General features: G+C 57.5%; 1 rRNA gene (running past one end of the window). It reads right to left on the bottom strand.

The features are described from left to right. Positions 1-1,698, bottom strand: a 23S ribosomal RNA gene (locus ACIGWZ_RS39325); its annotated part reaches 1,441 nt to the left of the window's first position; the annotation flags it as partial. Between the last annotated feature and the right edge of the window lie 52 nt (positions 1,699-1,750).

Genomic DNA, 1,750 nt, shown 5'->3' with positions numbered 1-1,750 from the left:
CCCTACACCCTTACCCCGGGACAACCACCGCCCGGGCTGGACTACCTTCCTGCGTCACCCCATCGCTTACCTACTACCACCTTGGATCGGCGGCTCCACCACGTCCCTTTGTCCGAAGACTCCAGGCCGGCTTCACGGCCTTAGCATTAATGGATTCGATATTGGGCGTTTCAAAGCGGGTACCGGAATATCAACCGGTTGTCCATCGACTACGCCTGTCGGCCTCGCCTTAGGTCCCGACTTACCCTGGGCAGATCAGCTTGACCCAGGAACCCTTAGTCAATCGGCGCACACGTTTCTCACGTGTGTATCGCTACTCATGCCTGCATTCTCACTCGTGAACCGTCCACAACTCGTTTCCACGGCTGCTTCACCCGGCACACGACGCTCCCCTACCCATCACAGCCTCCGTTGGGAGTATTGCTGCAATGACACGACTTCGGCGGTGTGCTTGAGCCCCGCTACATTGTCGGCGCGGAATCACTTGACCAGTGAGCTATTACGCACTCTTTCAAGGGTGGCTGCTTCTAAGCCAACCTCCTGGTTGTCTCTGCGACTCCACATCCTTTCCCACTTAGCACACGCTTAGGGGCCTTAGTCGATGCTCTGGGCTGTTTCCCTCTCGACCATGGAGCTTATCCCCCACAGTCTCACTGCCGCGCTCTCACTTACCGGCATTCGGAGTTTGGCTAAGGTCAGTAACCCGGTAGGGCCCATCGCCTATCCAGTGCTCTACCTCCGGCAAGAAACACACGACGCTGCACCTAAATGCATTTCGGGGAGAACCAGCTATCACGGAGTTTGATTGGCCTTTCACCCCTAACCACAGGTCATCCCCCAGGTTTTCAACCCTGGTGGGTTCGGTCCTCCACGAAGTCTTACCTCCGCTTCAACCTGCCCATGGCTAGATCACTCCGCTTCGGGTCTTGGGCACGCTACTCAACGCCCTATTCGGACTCGCTTTCGCTACGGCTTCCCCACACGGGTTAACCTCGCAACATACCGCAAACTCGCAGGCTCATTCTTCAAAAGGCACGCAGTCACGACGCACCGAGCAAGCTCGATGCGCGACGCTCCCACGGCTTGTAGGCACACGGTTTCAGGTACTATTTCACTCCGCTCCCGCGGTACTTTTCACCATTCCCTCACGGTACTATCCGCTATCGGTCACCAGGGAATATTTAGGCTTAACGGGTGGTCCCGCCAGATTCACACGGGATTTCTCGGGCCCCGTGCTACTTGGGTGGTTCTCAAACGAGCCGTTAATGTTTCAGCTACGGGGGTCTTACCCTCTACGCCGGACCTTTCGCATGTCCTTCGCCTACATCAACGGTTTCTGACTCGTCTCACAGCCGGCAGACTGTGAAAGAGAACTCCCACAACCCCAACCACGCAACCCCTGCCGGGTATCACACGTGACTGGTTTGGCCTCATCCGGTTTCGCTCGCCACTACTCCCGGAATCACGGTTGTTTTCTCTTCCTGCGGGTACTGAGATGTTTCACTTCCCCGCGTTCCCTCCACACTGCCTATGTGTTCAGCAGCGGGTGACAGCCCATGACGACTGCCGGGTTTCCCCATTCGGACACCCCCGGATCAAAGCTCGGTTGACAGCTCCCCGGGGCCTATCGTGGCCTCCCACGTCCTTCATCGGTTCCTGGTGCCAAGGCATCCACCGTGCGCCCTTAAAAACTTGGCCACAGATGCTCGCGTCCACTGTGCAGTTCTCAAGCAACGACCAGCCACCCAAC

It is taken from the genome of Streptomyces sp. NPDC053427, assembly GCF_044544985.1.
Taxonomy (GTDB): domain Bacteria; phylum Actinomycetota; class Actinomycetes; order Streptomycetales; family Streptomycetaceae; genus Streptomyces.
Note: the sequence above shows the minus strand (reverse complement) of the source record. Positions and strands in the feature narration are given on the sequence as shown.